General features: G+C 33.5%; 13 protein-coding genes. 4 read left to right on the top strand and 9 right to left on the bottom strand.

Features of this window, described 5'->3' with window-relative positions; genetic code table 11:
- Positions 1–96: 96 nt before the first annotated feature.
- Positions 97–5,535: a fibronectin type III domain-containing protein gene (locus VDP25_RS07565; protein ID WP_334468389.1), complete on the bottom strand. Its 5,439-nt coding sequence runs from the start codon at positions 5,533–5,535 to the stop codon at positions 97–99.
- 224 nt (positions 5,536–5,759) lie between these two features.
- Positions 5,760–6,710: an endonuclease/exonuclease/phosphatase family protein gene (locus tag VDP25_RS07560; protein ID WP_334468387.1), complete on the bottom strand. Its 951-nt coding sequence runs from the start codon at positions 6,708–6,710 to the stop codon at positions 5,760–5,762.
- 62 nt (positions 6,711–6,772) lie between these two features.
- Between VDP25_RS07560 and hflX the strand changes: the two genes are divergently transcribed.
- Both hflX and VDP25_RS07550 read left to right on the top strand, forming a co-directional pair.
- Positions 6,773–7,984: a GTPase HflX gene (gene hflX / locus VDP25_RS07555; RefSeq protein WP_334468385.1), complete on the top strand. Its 1,212-nt coding sequence runs from the start codon at positions 6,773–6,775 to the stop codon at positions 7,982–7,984.
- Positions 7,985–7,999: 15 nt separating this feature from the next.
- Positions 8,000–10,270 (top strand): transglycosylase domain-containing protein, encoded by a 2,271-nt coding sequence (locus tag VDP25_RS07550; RefSeq protein ID WP_334468383.1) that lies wholly within the window; start codon positions 8,000–8,002, stop codon positions 10,268–10,270.
- Between the two features lie 66 nt (positions 10,271–10,336).
- Here VDP25_RS07550 and VDP25_RS07545 read toward each other — a convergent pair whose 3' ends face one another.
- The 7 genes from VDP25_RS07545 to VDP25_RS07515 form a co-directional block, all read right to left on the bottom strand.
- Positions 10,337–11,248 (bottom strand): DUF3078 domain-containing protein, encoded by a 912-nt coding sequence (locus tag VDP25_RS07545; RefSeq protein ID WP_334468382.1) that lies wholly within the window; start codon positions 11,246–11,248, stop codon positions 10,337–10,339.
- Positions 11,249–11,391: 143 nt separating this feature from the next.
- Positions 11,392–11,898, bottom strand: a complete 507-nt coding sequence (locus VDP25_RS07540) for a DUF2480 family protein (RefSeq protein ID WP_334468380.1) — start codon at positions 11,896–11,898, stop codon at positions 11,392–11,394.
- Between the two features lie 18 nt (positions 11,899–11,916).
- Positions 11,917–13,752 (bottom strand): ABC transporter ATP-binding protein, encoded by a 1,836-nt coding sequence (locus VDP25_RS07535; RefSeq protein WP_334468377.1) that lies wholly within the window; start codon positions 13,750–13,752, stop codon positions 11,917–11,919.
- Between the two features lie 13 nt (positions 13,753–13,765).
- Positions 13,766–14,092: an iron-sulfur cluster assembly protein gene (locus VDP25_RS07530; protein ID WP_215928272.1), complete on the bottom strand. Its 327-nt coding sequence runs from the start codon at positions 14,090–14,092 to the stop codon at positions 13,766–13,768.
- A gap of 68 nt (positions 14,093–14,160) precedes the next feature.
- Positions 14,161–14,583 (bottom strand): SufE family protein, encoded by a 423-nt coding sequence (locus tag VDP25_RS07525; RefSeq protein WP_215928271.1) that lies wholly within the window; start codon positions 14,581–14,583, stop codon positions 14,161–14,163.
- Positions 14,584–14,616: 33 nt separating this feature from the next.
- Positions 14,617–15,438 (bottom strand): META domain-containing protein, encoded by an 822-nt coding sequence (locus VDP25_RS07520; RefSeq protein ID WP_334468373.1) that lies wholly within the window; start codon positions 15,436–15,438, stop codon positions 14,617–14,619.
- Positions 15,439–15,483: 45 nt separating this feature from the next.
- Entirely contained in the window at positions 15,484–16,698 is a 1,215-nt protein-coding gene (locus VDP25_RS07515) for an aminotransferase class V-fold PLP-dependent enzyme (protein WP_334468372.1), read from the bottom strand.
- Positions 16,699–16,821: 123 nt separating this feature from the next.
- Between VDP25_RS07515 and VDP25_RS07510 the strand changes: the two genes are divergently transcribed.
- Both VDP25_RS07510 and VDP25_RS07505 read left to right on the top strand, forming a co-directional pair.
- Positions 16,822–17,154 carry a PadR family transcriptional regulator gene (locus tag VDP25_RS07510; protein ID WP_115817209.1) on the top strand — a complete coding sequence of 111 codons (333 nt, stop codon included), beginning with the start codon at positions 16,822–16,824 and terminating at the stop codon, positions 17,152–17,154.
- Between the two features lie 2 nt (positions 17,155–17,156).
- Positions 17,157–17,585: a hypothetical protein gene (locus tag VDP25_RS07505; RefSeq protein ID WP_334468368.1), complete on the top strand. Its 429-nt coding sequence runs from the start codon at positions 17,157–17,159 to the stop codon at positions 17,583–17,585.
- The last annotated feature ends 1 nt before the right edge of the window (position 17,586 follow it).

The following is a 17,586-nucleotide window of genomic DNA, read 5'->3' as shown; positions in this document are numbered from 1 at the left end:
ACTGAGGGTCTTGTTGCCCATGCATCTGAAATGCTAAAAGCAAAACCGCTATAATAGAGAGTTTTTTCATTATATAAAGTTGATTCTGTTAGTTGATTATCTGTTAATGTATACCCAAGCACTTTTTGATTTTGCACCACCTTCGTAAACTACAGTATAGAAGTAAGTCCCTACAGGCAACTCATCACCATCATTGGTTTGTCCTACCCATTCATCAACATAGTTGTCTTTAGAATATACCAATGTACCGTTTCTATTAAATATTTCGAGTTTGGTAACATTAAAACTGCTTAAGTTAAAAGAATCATTCATTCCATCTTGATTAGGTGAAATACCTTCAGGGAATATACAAGACTCTAATTCTACAACCGTTGTTTCTATAGAAATAGAACATCCACTGTTATTAAATGTGATTGTTGCTTCGTATGTACCAGCAACCAATACATTGTTTAATGTTAGGCTGTTTCCTGTAAATGGACTACCATCTAAGGTCCAACTAACTGAAACATCAGAATCGGTGAAATTATCTGGTACAACATTAATTGAAATTGGTACAGTAGCATTAGGACATACCTCATAAACAGTTAGAGGGTCAAACTCAGCCATTGGTGGCATATTTACTTCAATTTCAAATGTTGTAGTGTCATAACATCCTGTTGTAGAGTTTTCTGCTCTAATATAAAGTGTTTCACCATTGCTAGAGTATGTTGCACTAGTTACATCACCTATGCCATCATTAGCATCTTCTTGAGATGTATGATATGTTACGACTATATTTGGATCAGTTGTAACCTCACTACTGATAGATGTTAAATCAAACTCTGTTGTACCATCGATGTTGCCATCCATATCATCACAGACAGCTAATGGTGCTGGTTGATTAATTGTAGGTCTTTCGTTAACAACTAAATCTACTTGAGATAAATCAAAGCATCCAACTAAATCAGGATCATTAGCAGCGTCAGTATCTTGTATTCTTATAATAAGAGTTTCTCCAGATGATACATAGTCACTAGTTGATGTTATTGCATTTATACCTTGATTGGCATCATTAACATCTGTATAATAAGTTACTGTAAAACCATCTAGGTTTAGAGATGCTGTTAAATCATCTAAATTGAATGACTCAGACCCATCAGCTTCAGGTCCATCACATACTGTAATGTTTTGAGGTGAAACAGGATCTGCATCGTCGTAAAAATTAATTTGAATATAAGCAGAGAAGTAAGTTAAACTTTGATCACATATACCGCCTAATACTTGAACTTGGTATGTACCAGATTCAGTTGCTGTTAATGTTGGTTCATCATAATTTTCTATTGGAAAACCATTATAATACCATAAATAAGAATCAACATTGTAAACCGTTGTAGCTTCTAAAAGCACACCAGTATCATAACCACAATAACTAAATACTTCGTCTATTTGAGTTACATCTTCTATACTATCTTCAACAGGTGCTCCTTCTAAGTTTAATGTTACATCACAAACTACGTCACAATTTGTTCCGTCTATTGGACCAGAATCTTGTACAAAAGTATAAGTACCAGATTGTTGAGAGTAGTTAGTTATTAAAAGAACATATACAGAGTTTGCAGGTACATCTGTAAGTGTAATTGTTTCAGAGGAAACAGCAGAAAAACTACAGTCGGCTATTGTTTCTGGTAATAACTCTACACAGCCACCTTGTTGGTCTACAAAAGGTCCCCATACTATAAAGTCAATATCTAAACCAGTACCAGCAGCATTTGTTTGTTCTAAAGTAAATACATAGTCTCCTGGATCATCAAAATTAATAGTATTCCATTGTGGATCTGGCTGAGAACCTAAACAATCGTAATCTAGGTATGGTGGTGCTGTTTGGTCACCAACAACACTTTCGTATTCAATATCTGGGTCAGCACAGATAGGTAATGCGTCTAAACAATATGTTGGTACTCCTATTGTTCCGATACAAAGGTCAAATGTGCTTGTTTCAGGACTAGATCCAGCAGAGAAAATTCTAATGTAGTATGTTTCTCCAGGGGTTAAAGCTGGTGTTATACTAAAGTCGTCAGCAGAACAATACAATTCAGTAAGAGTACCACAAGAACCTTCGTATACAGCATGGTCTATATTAAATGTTCCTCCAACTACGTTTTGTATTTCAATAATTTGCTGCTCTCCTAATGCTGTAAATTGAAACCAAACATCATCATTTGGTGTTCCTCCACAACTTGCGCCTGGTACGCCAGATGGAGTTGCTGCTAAAATGGTACCTGAATTTACTTGATTACAAGATTCCCCAGCATTTACAACAGCTTCAATAGCACCTACACAATCATCGTTAACTGGTGGACATGCTAAAACATTGTATATATCACTGCTAATAACACAATTAGTGTCTTGCTCATTAGTTACAAATATTTTTACTGCATTTCCAAATGGGAAAGGACCAACTTGATAAGTGTCTACAGCAAATGCCTGTTCTGTTGTGTTATCATAATCATTAGAAATCTCTAATGATGTAGCATCACCTAAGTCTGTAATATTTACATCAATATAAAATTGATCATTTGCACAATCTGGAACCGTAGTGTAATTTGCTTCGGCAAGAGTACATAATAATTCTTGAACATTTACTGTAAAATCTAAAGTAATACCCCAAGTGCCAGTATAACAAGGATCAGGTACTAATTGACCAAAGTCAGCGCCAGCAATACGCATTCTGTGTTCTCCTATTGGAGCTGTTAAAGGCATTATAAAAGATGCATCATATAGTTGAGGATCGCCAATACCATCACTTGCCCCTTGGAAAACTAATTCAGTATCTTCAAAAACTAAATTATCATTAAAATCTATCCAGATATTAGTGTCATATGTAAATCCATGGTCAAATTCAATCTCTACTGTAGTATCTAAACCTTGAAAAACATTCACTACCGTAGATGTGAAATTTTCATAGGTTAAGTCTCCAGCACTAGGGAAAGTTGTAACCCCAACAGTTACATTATTTATACCATCACCATCATTACTAGATGGAACAGATTCACAATACCCAGTAAAGAACTCTAAAGGACCAGTCCAAGAACTTTCATCGCCAGGACCACATATGGCTTGTACGTAAAACTCATAGTAGGTGTCAGGTGTTAAGCTTGTTAGTGTAAAAGGGTTGGTTGTTACACCTGTTTCAGTTGTCCCAGTTCCTAATGCAAAGCCTTGCTCACCATATTCGATATTCCAAGATGTTGCTGTACCATTTTCTACCCAAGCAACTTCAGTAGATGTTAAACTTAAGTTGTTTGCAGATAAATCTGATGGTTCTGGACATGAAGGGATATTTCTTACTTGAAAGTTATCTACAAAAACGTCTACATCTACACCCAAATCATCTATTGATCCATCTGTAGCGTAAATTGCGAACTGAACAGTTTGACCACTATACGCTGTTAAATTAACAACTGGATGAGCGCCAGTAATAGGAACAACAGATGTACTATCATAAGTTACAAGTGTAATCCAAGTTGCTCCACCATCATTAGTCATTAATAATTGAACTAAATCATCAGATCCTAATGTTCCAGGGTTAGAACTGCTATTCCAATCAGTTATTGCAAAATCAAATTCTACTTGAAACGGACCGCCTGTTAAATCAAAAAGAGGAGAAATAAGCCAGTCGCTCTTATTATTAAAAAACAGATTTATTTTGTAAGCACCATCATCGGCACCTATATTTAAAAACTCATCAGCAACCCATGAACTGTTCCCTAAATCTGTAGGGCCCGTTGTAGGATCACCATTATCAGCTACATCCCAACAATCTGGTGTAATTGTTGTAAAATCTTGTAAATAGTCTGGTACAAAAACATCACATAAGGTTGTGAACGTTAGAGGACCAGTCCAAGAACTGTCATCGCCAGGTCCACATACGGCTTGTACATAAAAATCGTAAGTTGTAATAGCATCTAATCCAGTGACTACATATGGGTTAGAAACATTCATTTCTGTAGGAGTACCTGTTGGTGCTGTACCTGTAGGTACAATTTCTATATTCCAATTTGTAGCTGTTCCGCCTTCCGTCCAAGAAAACTCAGCTTCATTTGAAATAACACCTGTTACGTTTAAGTCTTGAGGTTCAGGACATGTAGGTATGTTTCTTACTTGGAAGTTATCTACAAAAATATCATTATCAGCTGAATCAACTACAGTTCCACTAGTGGCATATATTGCAAATTGTACTATTTGACCACTATAAGCTGTTAAATTAATTACTGGGTGTACACCCGCAATAGGAATAACAGATGTATTGTCATAGGTTAATAAGTTAACCCATGTTACTCCATTATCATTTGATATCAATAATTGTACAGTATCATCAGAACCTAAGGTTCCTGCTACAGTAGAACTAAGCCATTCTGTAATTCCAAAATCAAATTCTACTTGAAAAGGACCTCCAGTTAAATCAAATTGAGGTGTTATAATCCAATCATTGAAACTAGCAAAAGCTGAACCGTATACATTTATATTATAAGAAGGGGTACCATTATTAAGAAAATTATCTGAATTCCATGAACTATTACCAAAATCGGTTGGACCAGAGGTTGGGTCACCTTCACTAGCCACCTCCCAACAATCAGGAATAATGGTTGTAAAGTCTTGCATGTAATCTGGAATAAAGATGTCACACAAAGTAGTGAATGTCACAGGTCCAGAGAAAGCACTCTGTTCAGTGCCACAATCCGATTGAATGTATATATCATAACCAGTAACAGCATTTAAACCAGTTACGGAATAAGGGTTTGGTACATTGGTCGCCGTTGGTGTGCCAGTAGGGGCAGTTCCAGATTCAACAATTTCAATATTCCAAATGGTTGATGTTCCATTTTCAGTCCATGATACTACAGCTTCAGTTGCCGTTACACCTGTAACACTTATGTCAGAAGGGTTTGGACAAGCCTGAGTAATTCCACCTAAAATAATATTTGGAATTGTACTATCAATATTACTAGCCGTTGGCGGATCTGCAGGATCTGGATTTGTAAAATCGCCATAATAAGATATTGTTCTGTTAGTAGTGACTTGAGAGTTGTAGAAGTCATCACCAAATTCATCATAACCCGCAGAGTTTTCTTTTGTTGCAATTATTAAATTTCCTGTACCAGTATAATTAAATGGAGTGTTTAATGTTAGTGTTACCCAACCTTCTGTTCCGGCTGTAACAGTAATACCTCCAGCATATACCTCTGTAAAAGAAGCTATGGGTTCCCAGTCTGTTGTTGATGCAAATTCTGTTTTCGCAACTTCCGCCATATAGATTGTTAAATCTTGACTAGATGGTAAAGCAGAAGTTCCACTATAATACCATTGGATATCAGTGATAGTTCCACTAGCATTAATTTCAGAAGCCAAATAGATAGTTTGCGCATAAGAATACCCAAAATACGGCTCAAAAGGCGCATTCTCAGTCTGCAAATTACCAGCTCCTATAGTCACTTGTGCATTAACTTGAAAAAGTATAGTGAAAAGTGCAAATAGTAGTAAAGTACTTTTTTTCATTATTAATAGGTTTATTAAAATTATTTAATGACCTTATAACCACCGGGTTATGGAAGGCTTTTCTGTGTTTCTAAAATAATGTGTTGTAATTGTGCATTGTTGACGTTGGTTGGACGTTTTAAACTATGCGAACTCGAATATATAAAAAATGGCTATTAACAAGATGTTAACAATGGTATAATAGATTAACTACCGTAATAATCGATAAATGGTTTAGCTATTTTTTATGAAGGCTTTAATTGAATATAAATAGGGAAATGATCGCTGTAACCTCCTTTATATTTGTTACCTACAAAAGTCCGAAATGGTTGTCCTTTGTACTTGCCTTCGTATTGAGTAAGAAACTTACTATTAAATACTTGTGCGTCTTTAAAATCTAAGTTAGAATTATTGGTGTCAAAGAAATTGGTTGAGAATAAAATTTGATCAAATAAATTCCACTGAAACCTGTGATTTAAACTGCCGTTATCTCGAGACCAAACTGTTTTAAAAGGGTTGTAAAGCTTACTTTCTTCCTCTAGTAATATCAGACTTTTGCAATTTGGATTATCATTAAAATCTCCCATAACAATAATTTTGGTGTTTGGGTCTTCTTTTTCTAGTGTTTCAATGACAGAATTTACGACTTTTGCTGCTGCTATACGTTTAAATTCGGTTTCTTTAGTGCCTTCTCTGCGTGAAGACCAATGGTTAACTATAATGCTTATGTTTTCATTATTTAGTTGGCCTTTTACAAGTAGAATGTCTCTAGTATAGTCTTGGTATCCCATATCGTTTTGAAGATAAACCGAAAAGGTTTCAGAGTAGTCAACTTTAAAAACATCAGGTTTATATAGTAGAGCCACATCAATCCCTCTTTCATCTAAAGAGTCGAAATGCACAAAGCTGTAATTTTCATCAACTAAATTTTTGCTATTTACTAAGTCTGAAAGTACCTTTTGGTTTTCTACTTCGGCCAAACCAACAATAATTGGTGCATTTGTTGTATTTTCTTCACCTATTTTAGAAATTACGGTTCCAAGTTTTAAAATTTTTTTTTGATAACGTTTTGGAGTCCATCGTTTTAATGAGTTGGGTAAGAAATCATTGTCATGAATTAATGGGTCGTTAGTTGTGTCGAATAAATTTTCAACATTATAGAATGCTATTGTGTAAATTTCAGAATTATTGTTCATGGCAATAAATATAGGTTTTTAAAATATTATTAAGAATAATCCATTTGCTTAACTTTGTACTTATGATAGAGAAAAAAGATATTGCTTTAGAGAAGGTTGTACTTATTGGTGTAATAACTCAAAATCAAGATGAAGAGAAGTCTAAAGAATATTTAGATGAGTTGGAATTTTTAACCTTTACGGCCGGTGGTGAAGTTATAAAACGCTACACCCAAAAAATGGCATTGCCAAACCCTAAAACGTTTATAGGTACAGGTAAGATGGAGGATGTAAGGCAGTTTGTAGAAGCAAATGATATTGGAACTGTAATTTTTGATGACGAATTATCGCCAGCTCAAGAACGTAACATCAGTAAAATTCTTAACTGTAAAATTCTAGACAGAACCAATTTAATCTTGGATATTTTTGCGCAACGTGCACAAACCAGTTATGCAAGAACGCAAGTAGAATTAGCACAATGCGAATATTTACTACCAAGATTAAAAGGTATGTGGACGCACCTTGAAAGACAAAAAGGTGGTATAGGAATGCGTGGGCCAGGTGAAACAGAAATAGAAACAGATAGACGTATTGTACGTGATAAAATAGCCTTACTTAAAGCTAAAATAAAAACGATTGATAAACAAATGGCCGTTCAGCGAGGTAATCGAGGGAAAATGGTCCGTGTGGCTTTAGTTGGATACACAAATGTGGGTAAATCTACGTTGATGAACGTAATTAGTAAAAGTGATGTATTTGCAGAAAATAAACTATTTGCGACCCTAGATACTACTGTTAGAAAAGTGGTTATTGGAAATCTTCCTTTTTTAGTTAGTGATACGGTTGGTTTTATTAGAAAATTACCGACGCAACTCGTAGATTCCTTTAAAAGTACGTTGGATGAAGTTAGAGAAGCAGATTTATTGCTTCATGTTGTAGATATTTCTCATTCCAATTTTGAAGAGCACATTGATTCTGTAAATCAGATTTTAGACGAAATTGAAAGTAAAGACAAGCCAACTATTATGGTCTTTAATAAAATTGATGCTTATGAGGCAGAACCTTTTGATGATGATAATTTAGTTGATGAGCGCACTAAAGCTAACTATACGATTGAAGAATGGAAAAAGACATGGATGTCTAGAGTTGGTGATAATGCCTTATTTATTTCTGCTTTAAACAAAGAGAATATGGAAGAATTTAGAAAACGGGTTTATAAAGAAGTAAGAGAAATTCATGTAACACGTTTTCCATACAATCATTTCCTATATCCAGACGTTGAAGATATAGACTAAAAATATTCCTTATATATGAGTTTTTTTCTGCCACGTTTTAAAACTGGGATAAAAAAAGCATTAAAAAATAAATGGATAAAATGGATAGCTCTAATAGTAGCTGTTGTTTTGGTATTTCTTTTTGGGCTTTACATGAGCATATATGCAGGATTATTTGGAAAACTGCCAACATTAAAAGACGTCGGTTCTATAAAGCAAGAACAAGCCACACAACTTTTAGATAAAGACCAGAAATTAATAGGTAAATATTATATCTATGATAGGCAGCCCGTAAAGTATGAAGATGTTCCAAAGCATCTTATTGAGGCATTAATAGCCACTGAAGACTCTAGGTTTTACGAGCATGATGGCATTGATAATATTAGTTTAATGCGCGTATTTGTAAAGAATTTAATTCTTCAAGATAAGTCAGCAGGAGGCGGAAGTACCATAACACTTCAATTGGCAAAAAATCTTTATGGTAGAAAGAATTATGCTTTCTTTAGTATGCTTATTAATAAGTTTAAAGAGTCTATAGTTGCAAAACGCATAGAAGAAGTTTATTCTAAAGAAGAAATATTAACGTTATACCTTAATACGGTTCCTTTTTCTGATAATACTTATGGTATAGAAAGTGCATCACGTAAATTTTTCAACAAATCAGTACAGGATATTTCTATAAATGAAGCTGCTACTTTGGTTGGTACTTTAAAAGCAAATACGTATTACAATCCGAGACTACATCCAGAACGCTGTAAAGGTAGAAGGAATGTGGTGTTAAGTCAGATGGTAAATTATAATTACCTGTCGCAAGATTCGTTAAAATACTATTCAAATCAAGACTTAAAATTAGAGTACCGTTCCTTTAATCACGATTTGGGTTTAGCTCCTTATTTTAGAGCCGAAGTAAAAAAGCAATTAGAATCTATTTTAGACACTTTAAAAACGTCAGAAGGAGAAAAATATAACCTTTATAAGGATGGATTAATTGTTCACACGACTTTAGATTACAAAATGCAAGCATTGGCAGAAGCTGCTATGAAAGAGCATATCAGTACGCTTCAGGCAGATTTTGAAAAATCTTATGGGAAAAACGCACCTTGGGAAACCAATAAAAACTTGATAGAAAGTGCTATTAAAAAGTTGCCTCAAGTGAAGATTTATAAGGAGAATGGTTTAACCGATGCCCAAATAAAAGATTCATTGCAGATTAAAAAGCCTATTGATTTATTTAGTTGGAAAGGAGATACTATTAAAACATTATCTGCAATGGATAGTTTAAAGCATTATCTGAAGTTTTTAAACACAGGAATGTTATCTGTAGAGCCAAGTACAGGTGCAGTTAGAACTTACATTGGCGGTATAGATTACAGGTATTTTAAATACGATCATATTTCACAAAGTGAGCGTCAAGTAGGCTCTACGTTTAAACCTTTTGTCTATACAGCTGCTATAGAAAATGGCTTAGATCCATGTACTTATTTTTCATTAAATAAAGTCACTTATACAAATTATGATAACTGGACACCGAGTAATTCTGGTCATTCTGATGAAGATCCTTATATAAATTACACTTTAGAAAAGGCATTAAGCAATTCTGTTAATACTATTTCTGTTAAGGTTTTAGAAAACGTTGGTATTCCAAAGGTTTTAAAACAAGTTGAAAAATTAGGTATTTCAAAAGAACTACCAAATGAACCTTCTTTAGCCTTAGGTGTTGCAGAGATTAGTTTGAAGGATTTAACAGGTGCTTACGCAAGTTATTTAAACAAAGGTAAAGCGGTAAGCCCTTATTATATCACTAAAATTGAAGATCAATTTGGAAACGTTATAGCTACATTTGAACCAAAAATATCTCAAAAAGAAGCTTATAGCGATTATACTAGGCAAGTACTTTTAGAAATGATGAAATCTACGGTTAATAAAGGCACAGCTTCTAGATTGAGAACCGTGTATGGATTAAGAAATGAAATTGCTGGAAAAACAGGAACCACCCAAGATAATAAAGATGGCTGGTTTGTTGGTTTAACACCAAACTTGGTAACAGTTACTTGGGTTGGTAACGATAACCATTCTATAGGATTTAAGTCCACAGCATTGGGACAAGGAGCTAATTCAGCTTTACCAATATTTGCTAAATTTTATCAAAAGCTAAATGCAGATAGTAATTTTAAGTCCGTGACTAATGCGAGTTTTGAAAAACCATCACAACAAGTTTTAGATGATTTGAATTGTGAATCTACAAAACGGGACAATTTTATTAAACGCTTGTTTAAGAAGAAAGAGAAAAAGAAAACGTTTAATTAGAAGAATAAAAAAAAACCTGTCTAGATTTAAATCTAAACAGGTTTTTTAATTTATATTTTTTTAGTCTTAAAACTTGTAGCTTAAACCAACTGTATAATACGATTGTAGTTTATTATCAGCATCTTTTAAGTCTACAGCTTGGTAATTAGCTGCTTCTTGTTTGTTGCTTCTTAAGGCAAAGTCAAAACCAACACCAATCATTTTCCATAGTGTGTAGCTAAATGAGTTAGTCCAAGTAAAGTTAGATAAGTCGCTATCTTTGTAACTTTGGAATGTAGAGAAGTTAGATTTAAAGTTAATAGCTCCAATTTGTCTAGTATAATCAGCCACAATCTTAGCACTTGCGGAAGATTCAAAAGCAGCATCATTATCGGCAAATACAAAGTTGTAGTTTAGAGGGTGAATTACTACTATTAGATTATTAATAGGAGTCCAAGTAGCACCAACACCAAGATCTAAAAATCCAGGATCATTAAAGTTGTCTAAAAGTGTAGTTCTGTATTCTGCTAAACCAGAAATAGCCCATTTTTCGTTTAATTTACGACCGTACAATGATGAAATATTAAAAACATCTGATGTAGGTTCAAAATTATCGCTATCATCTTCTGTGTCTTTGTTATCTAATTTTACCCAGGCAAGGTTAGTGTTAAGCGAGTTTCTCCAAAAATATTTGTCTTCAATTTTATTCGCGTAAGCATTAAAAGTGATTCCAATATTTCCTGTTATATTATTTGGTGCAGCTTGAGAATACCAATCGTTAAAGTTAGATAGGTTTCCACCAATAGTACCAAAAGCACCAACTCTCCAACCTGGTAAAGCATCTATTTGCGCTTGTAAAGCATTAGCTTCGCTTTGAAATTTATCTGCTTCAGCTTGTTTTTCAGCTTTTTGCGTTTGTAATTCTTCTTTTGTTTGTGCAAAAGTGATAGTAGTTACAGCAAACAATAGGATAAGGGAAAGAAATAATTTCTTGTTCATAATGGATTAAATTTATTAAGTAATAATTGTTTTAAAAATTTGAATTTGCAAATATAGGGTTTATTGATTTTTGGTTATATTTATTTTCGATAAAACCCCTATTATTAAGACACTCATACTTAATAAAAGTCACATTAAAATACTTATTTTTTTTTGAATAATGGAACAGAAGAACAAGCTTCACCAAACATAATAGATTTAGCTATAGGTTTTAATTTTTGTGAAAGTAGTACTAAAGCATTTGAAGGCACTGGCTTATGTGAGCATCCCTTTATAATTACAGGTGCATCTTTAAATTCTGAAACCTCTAAATTAGAAATGATTTCACTATACAAAATAGATTCTAAGTTTTCTAAGGTACCTATAATTGATAATTTAGAATAGGGTTGTAGTTCTATTGAAATTAACATATAAGCCCAGTCAGGTACAATAGCGTCTGTTGAACAATGCAGAGCGACATAATAATCTTGGTACTGCGACCAATCATGTTCTGCAACAAAGATTCTAAACTCTTTTTCTCTAAGCACCAAACCTTCTAGTAGCCAATCTTTAATATCAAAAAGAATACGATTGCCTTTTGGGTAGTAATCCTCTAGGTCAACGACTTTTAATTTGCTATTAGCAACTCTATTAATAATCTCTTCTGCCATATTGTAAAGGTAATTATTTTACTGATAGCCTTCGGCTTGTAGTGAGAACAATTCAGAGTACAAGTTTTTATTCGTCATAAGTTCTTCGTGTGTGCCTATTTCTAATACTTTTCCGTGTTCTAGCACTAAGATTCTGTTGGCTTGGCGAACAGTGCTAAAACGATGTGAAATAATAATACTTGTTTTGCCTTCTGTTAAACCTATAAAACGTCCAAATACTTCACTTTCTGCTCTAGCGTCTAATGCAGACGTGGGTTCGTCCAGAATCATAACTTCAGCATTTTTCATATATGCCCTTGCTAAAGCCACTTTTTGCCATTGTCCCCCAGATAATTCCTGACCGTTAGAAAATCGCTTTCCTAATTGCTGATTGTAGCCATGTTTTAACTCGGCAACAACATCGTTGGCCAAACTTAATTCTGCGGCATTTTCAATTTTAGATTGGTTTTCTAATTCGTCAATATTTCCAATAGCTATATTTTCTCTCACTGTAAATTCATATCTAAAGAAATCCTGAAATATAACACCAAAATATTCTTGATATTCGGCAATATTAAAGCGGTTAATATTGATGCCATCCAATAGAATTTCACCTGATGTAGGTTCGTAGAATCGTAATAGTAGTTTTATTAACGTCGTTTTTCCTGCGCCATTCTGACCAACAAAAGCTAATTTTTCGCCAGCTTTAAGATTAAAACTTATGCCTTTTAAAATTTCTACTTCAGAATTAGGATACGCAAAATGGACATCTTTAAACTCAAAGCCTTTAGTAATGTGCTTTGGCAGCGGCATATTCTCTTTTACTTTTGAAACAATTGAAATGTCTATAAAATCAAAATAATCTTTAAGGTATAAGGCGCTTTCTGAAATTCGAGTAAATTTTGAAAAGAAATCTTGAAGGTTTCGCATTAAGCGATTAAAAGAACCGGATAAAAATGTTAATTCACCAAGTGTTATTGCTCCCGATAGCACACGATAAATAATAAATACATAAGCTCCATAATAACTTAAAGAGCCTAATACATTAAACAGAAACCCTAAAGCAGATCGTTTAATGGCTAATGTTTTGTTGAGTTGGTAATACTCTTCAGAAAGGTTTTTAAAGCGATTGACCACAAAATCAGTTAAGCCAAAAAGTTTAATTTCTTTAGCGGTTTTGTCGTTTGCCCCAATAAAACGTAAATAATCCAATTCGCGTCGTTCAGAAGTCCAGCTTCGAGCCAAAGAATATTGTCGTTGGCTATAGCGTACTTCGTTTATAAACGAAGGAATTATACTTAAAACAAGAAGAATAATTAGGTAAGGTTCAAAATAAATTAAACCAGCGATAAGTGTGGTGATGGAAATGGCGCTTTGTGCTTGTCCAAGTACGTTAGACATTAACGCAACTCTACCTGTAGTTTGCGTTCTGGCACGTTCTAGTTTATCGTAAAACTCTGAGTCTTCGAGTAAACTAATGTTAATTTGATTGGTTTTTTTTATGATGGTGACAGAAGTTGCAATATTATATTCGTCACCAAGTAAACCATCAGTTAATGAAATAGCTCTACTTATTAAATCTGAAAGAATAATTAAGCCAAACTCAACGGCAACATAGGTCCACAGTGTGTAATATTCTGGATTATCAAGTGAAATTTGTAAAATAATTTCATCAATAATTAATTTACCAATCCATAAAATAACAACAGGAAGTAAGGCGCCAATAAGCCTACAAAAAGCGGATAATAAGAAGAGGCTTTTGTTAACTTTCCAAATTTCTTTGAAAAATCGAGGAATATAGATTAAAGCATTAAAAGACGATTTAATGTTTGTTTTTTGATCGTCTTTTAATGATGTGGGTTTGTGTCTTGGCATTTAGAAATTTAGGTTAAAGCATCCCAAGTTCTAACTTCGCTTCTTCGCTCATTAAGTCTTGAGACCAAGGTGGATCAAAAGTGATTTCTACTTCGGCATTTTTAACTTCGTTGATAGATTTTACTTTTTCTTCAACCTCTAAAGGTAATGTTTCTGCTACAGGACAGTTAGGTGTTGTTAAGGTCATTAGAATTTTTACTTCTAAATCTTCGTTTACAAAAACATCGTAGATTAATCCTAATTCGTAGATGTCTACAGGGATTTCAGGATCGTAAATCGTTTTTATAACCCTTAGTATTTTTTCGCCTAACATTGCAGTATCTATAGTTGTGTCGCTCATAATTTAGTTGTTTTGTTGTTAAATAGGTGTGTTAATTGTACCTGTAAAAGGACTCAGTAGTAACCCACTTAATTTAATTGTGTTTGGTACGCAATAGCATACAATTTTAGTTGTTTTATCATGCTCACTAAGCCATTGGCTCTAGTTGGTGATAAATGTTCTTTTAATCCTATTTTATCAATAAAATCAGTGTTGGCTTCAATAATAGCTGTAGGATGCTGATTAGAAAAAGCTCTAATTAATATTGCAATAATGCCTTTTGTAATAATAGCATCACTATCTGCTGTAAAGTTTATCTTATCACCTTCTAAATTAGCATGAACCCATACTTTACTTTGGCAACCTTTTATTATGTTGTCTTCAGTTTTGTATTTTTCATCAATTAAAGGCAAGTCTTTTCCTAGGTCAATCATGTATTGGTAGCGTTCTTCCCAATCTTCAAACATAGAAAACTCATCTATAATTTCATTTTGTACTTCTTCAATAGTCATAGTCTCATTCTTTTGTGCAAAATTACAAAATCGTTAGTTTTTAACGGTGTTTTCTTTAATGGATAACACTTTATTAACTAAAGCTTTTACAGCTTCTGGTGGATTTCCATGGTCAAAAGCTGGTGTCATGTATTGTACATCACCATGTATTATAGCTAAAGTAGCGAGAGGAGCTCCATCGTATTGATGCTTTGTAGACGGAGGAACTAAATTATGAATGGTTTCAACTTCTACAGCTTCAATCAATTTGTTTAAAGCCTTCCAATCTTCAGGGTCTGTATTAAATTTATCTATTTTCTGAAGATTTTGATCTTTTGAAATTAATAGTTTTGTTTTTGAAATCGTGATGTAGTTAAAAGAGCCTCTCGCTACAGTTTGATATTTAACAGTAGTATTGTCTTCGTAGTTTACAGTAGCACTTCTTTTAGATGCGGTAATGCTATTTGTTCCTTTGAAAACAACAGTGTCATTTGAATAGAACGAAATTTCATTGTCTTGTGTTGAAAATGAAGTAACTGAATTCAGGGCTTTTAAGAGTTGGTTTTCAATATTCATTATTGGGTTAGGACATAATTTTCTTGATGAACCAATACTACCAAAAGATATCGTATTATTTTCTATTGAATAATTCCCGAAGAAGCTATTACAACCTGCAAATCCTGCGACTTTATTATTGGTGTCGTCAAAATTAATTACAATTTTATTTGAAGAAACATCCGTATCTCCAAGTTGTGTTATGTTGTAGGTTCCAGAAATTGGTTCTTGCATTTTTTTGCTATTTTCTATTGCTTTCTTAGACGAATCACAAGAATTTAATGTGGCTAAAAGCATAAATAAACTAACTAAAATTTTCATCTGTATAATATTTTATACTGTAAGATACATATTTGATGCCAAAGTCTAAGATAACATCATTATTGCCTTTTTAAGCGCCACAATAAATGTGTCAATTTCTTCTTTGGTGTTATAAAACATAAAAGAAGCTCTTATGGTACCTGGAATTTTATAAAAATCCATAATAGGTTGCGCGCAATGATGACCTGTACGCACTGCGATGCCCATTTTATCTAAAATGGTTCCAATATCATAAGGATGAATAGTGCCTACATTAAAAGATATTACAGAGGTTTTCTCTTTTGCTGTGCCGTAAATTTTTAAACCTTCAATTTTAAGTAACTGTTCTGTTCCGTAGTCTAAAAGTTCATTTTCGTATTTGGCAATATTTTCGAAGCCTATGTTATTCATATAGTCTAAAGCGGCTCCAAAAGCAATGCCTCCACAGATGTTTGGTGTACCAGCTTCAAATTTATGAGGTAGTCCAGCATAAGTCGTTTTTTCGAACGACACTTCTGCAATCATTTCGCCTCCTCCTTGGTAAGGTGGTAATTTATTTAGCCATTCTTCCTTTCCGTATAACATACCAACTCCTGTTGGTCCACAAATTTTGTGGGCAGAACAGACATAGAAATCAACATCTAACGCTTGAACGTCTGGTTTTAAATGCGGACAAGATTGTGCGCCATCAATTAAAACAGCAGCGCCAACAGCATGTGCTTTTTCTATAATAGATTCAATAGGATTTATGGTGCCAAGAGCATTTGAAATATGGTTTACAAAAACCAATTTCGTGTGTTCGTTTAAAAGCGCATCATAGTCCGAAAGAATTAATTCGCCATTTTCATTCATAGGAATGACTTTTAAACTCGCTCCTGTACGCTCACAAAGCATTTGCCATGGCACAATATTACTGTGGTGCTCTAAAGCAGAAACAATAATTTCATCTCCTTTTTTTAAGAGTGAAGAAAATCCGTTAGCAACTAAATTAATACTATGCGTTGTGCCAGCAGTATAAATGATTTCGTAACTGTGTTTAGCATTAAAATGTTTCTGAATCTTAATACGTGCTTGCTCGTAAGCATCCGTTGCTTCCTGGCTTAAACTATGCACGCCTCTATGAATATTTGCATTGTAATTGCTGTAATAATCTACAATAACATCAATGACTTGCTGAGGTGTTTGCGAAGTTGCAGCATTATCGAAATATATGAGTGGTTTCCCATTAACCGTTCTATTGAGAATGGGGAAGTCTTTTCTTATTTTTTGTACGTCTAACATGGGCTTAATTCCTAGTTACAAAGATACAACGCATTGTTCTTAAAGAAAAACTTATAATTAGTCATTAAAATATTTAATACACATTTTATTAGGATACATTTATATAAAATGTATATTTGTGATATGTATAGTAAAGAATTAACAAAAGGAACATTGCAACCTATCATTTTAAAACTTATAAATGAAAAGGGTAGAATGTATGGTTACGAGATTACACAAGAAGTGAAAACGATGACTTCAGGAAAAATAGATATTTCGGAAGGTGCATTATATCCCATTTTACATAAGCTTGAAGCAAAAAAGGTTTTAGAAACTGAAAAGGTTTTTATTGGTAAGCGTGTTCGGAAATATTATAAAGTCACTAAAGAAGGGAAGAAAATGGTAGAGACTGTTACTGAAGAAATCAATGATTTTATTGAGACCTTAAATTTAATTTTTAATCCAAAACCGATATAATCATGGAATTATCAGAAAAGCATATCACTTTTATTGAAAATAATTTAACCTTATATGGTGTTAAAAATAAAGATTTAAGAGAGGATTTACTGGACCATATCTGTACGTATATAGAGCATCAAAATTCTAATGATTTTAATGCATTGTATCAACAAGCGTTGCAGAAATTTGGTGGGTATTCTAGTTTTCAGAATTTACAATTAGAAACCAATTATCAAAAGTTTGCGAAGCAACTTATGACATTCAATAAGTTGAAATTCTCTGCAGGATTTATGGTGATTTTATTGTTGGTGGTTAGTTTGGTTTTTCAAATGATGCAATGGCCTTATGCTAATGCTTGGTTACTTGGCGCTATTGTCATTGCAGTATTAGTCATACTACCAGTTCATTTTTACGCGAGCTATAAAAAATCTATTCATAAATTTTCTTAAA

Source organism: Winogradskyella sp. ECml5-4 (assembly GCF_036903175.1).
In the GTDB taxonomy this organism is placed as follows: Bacteria; Bacteroidota; Bacteroidia; order Flavobacteriales; family Flavobacteriaceae; genus Winogradskyella; species Winogradskyella damuponensis.
The sequence above is the reverse complement of the archived record's forward strand: the minus strand, read 5'-3'. Positions and strand labels throughout refer to the sequence as shown.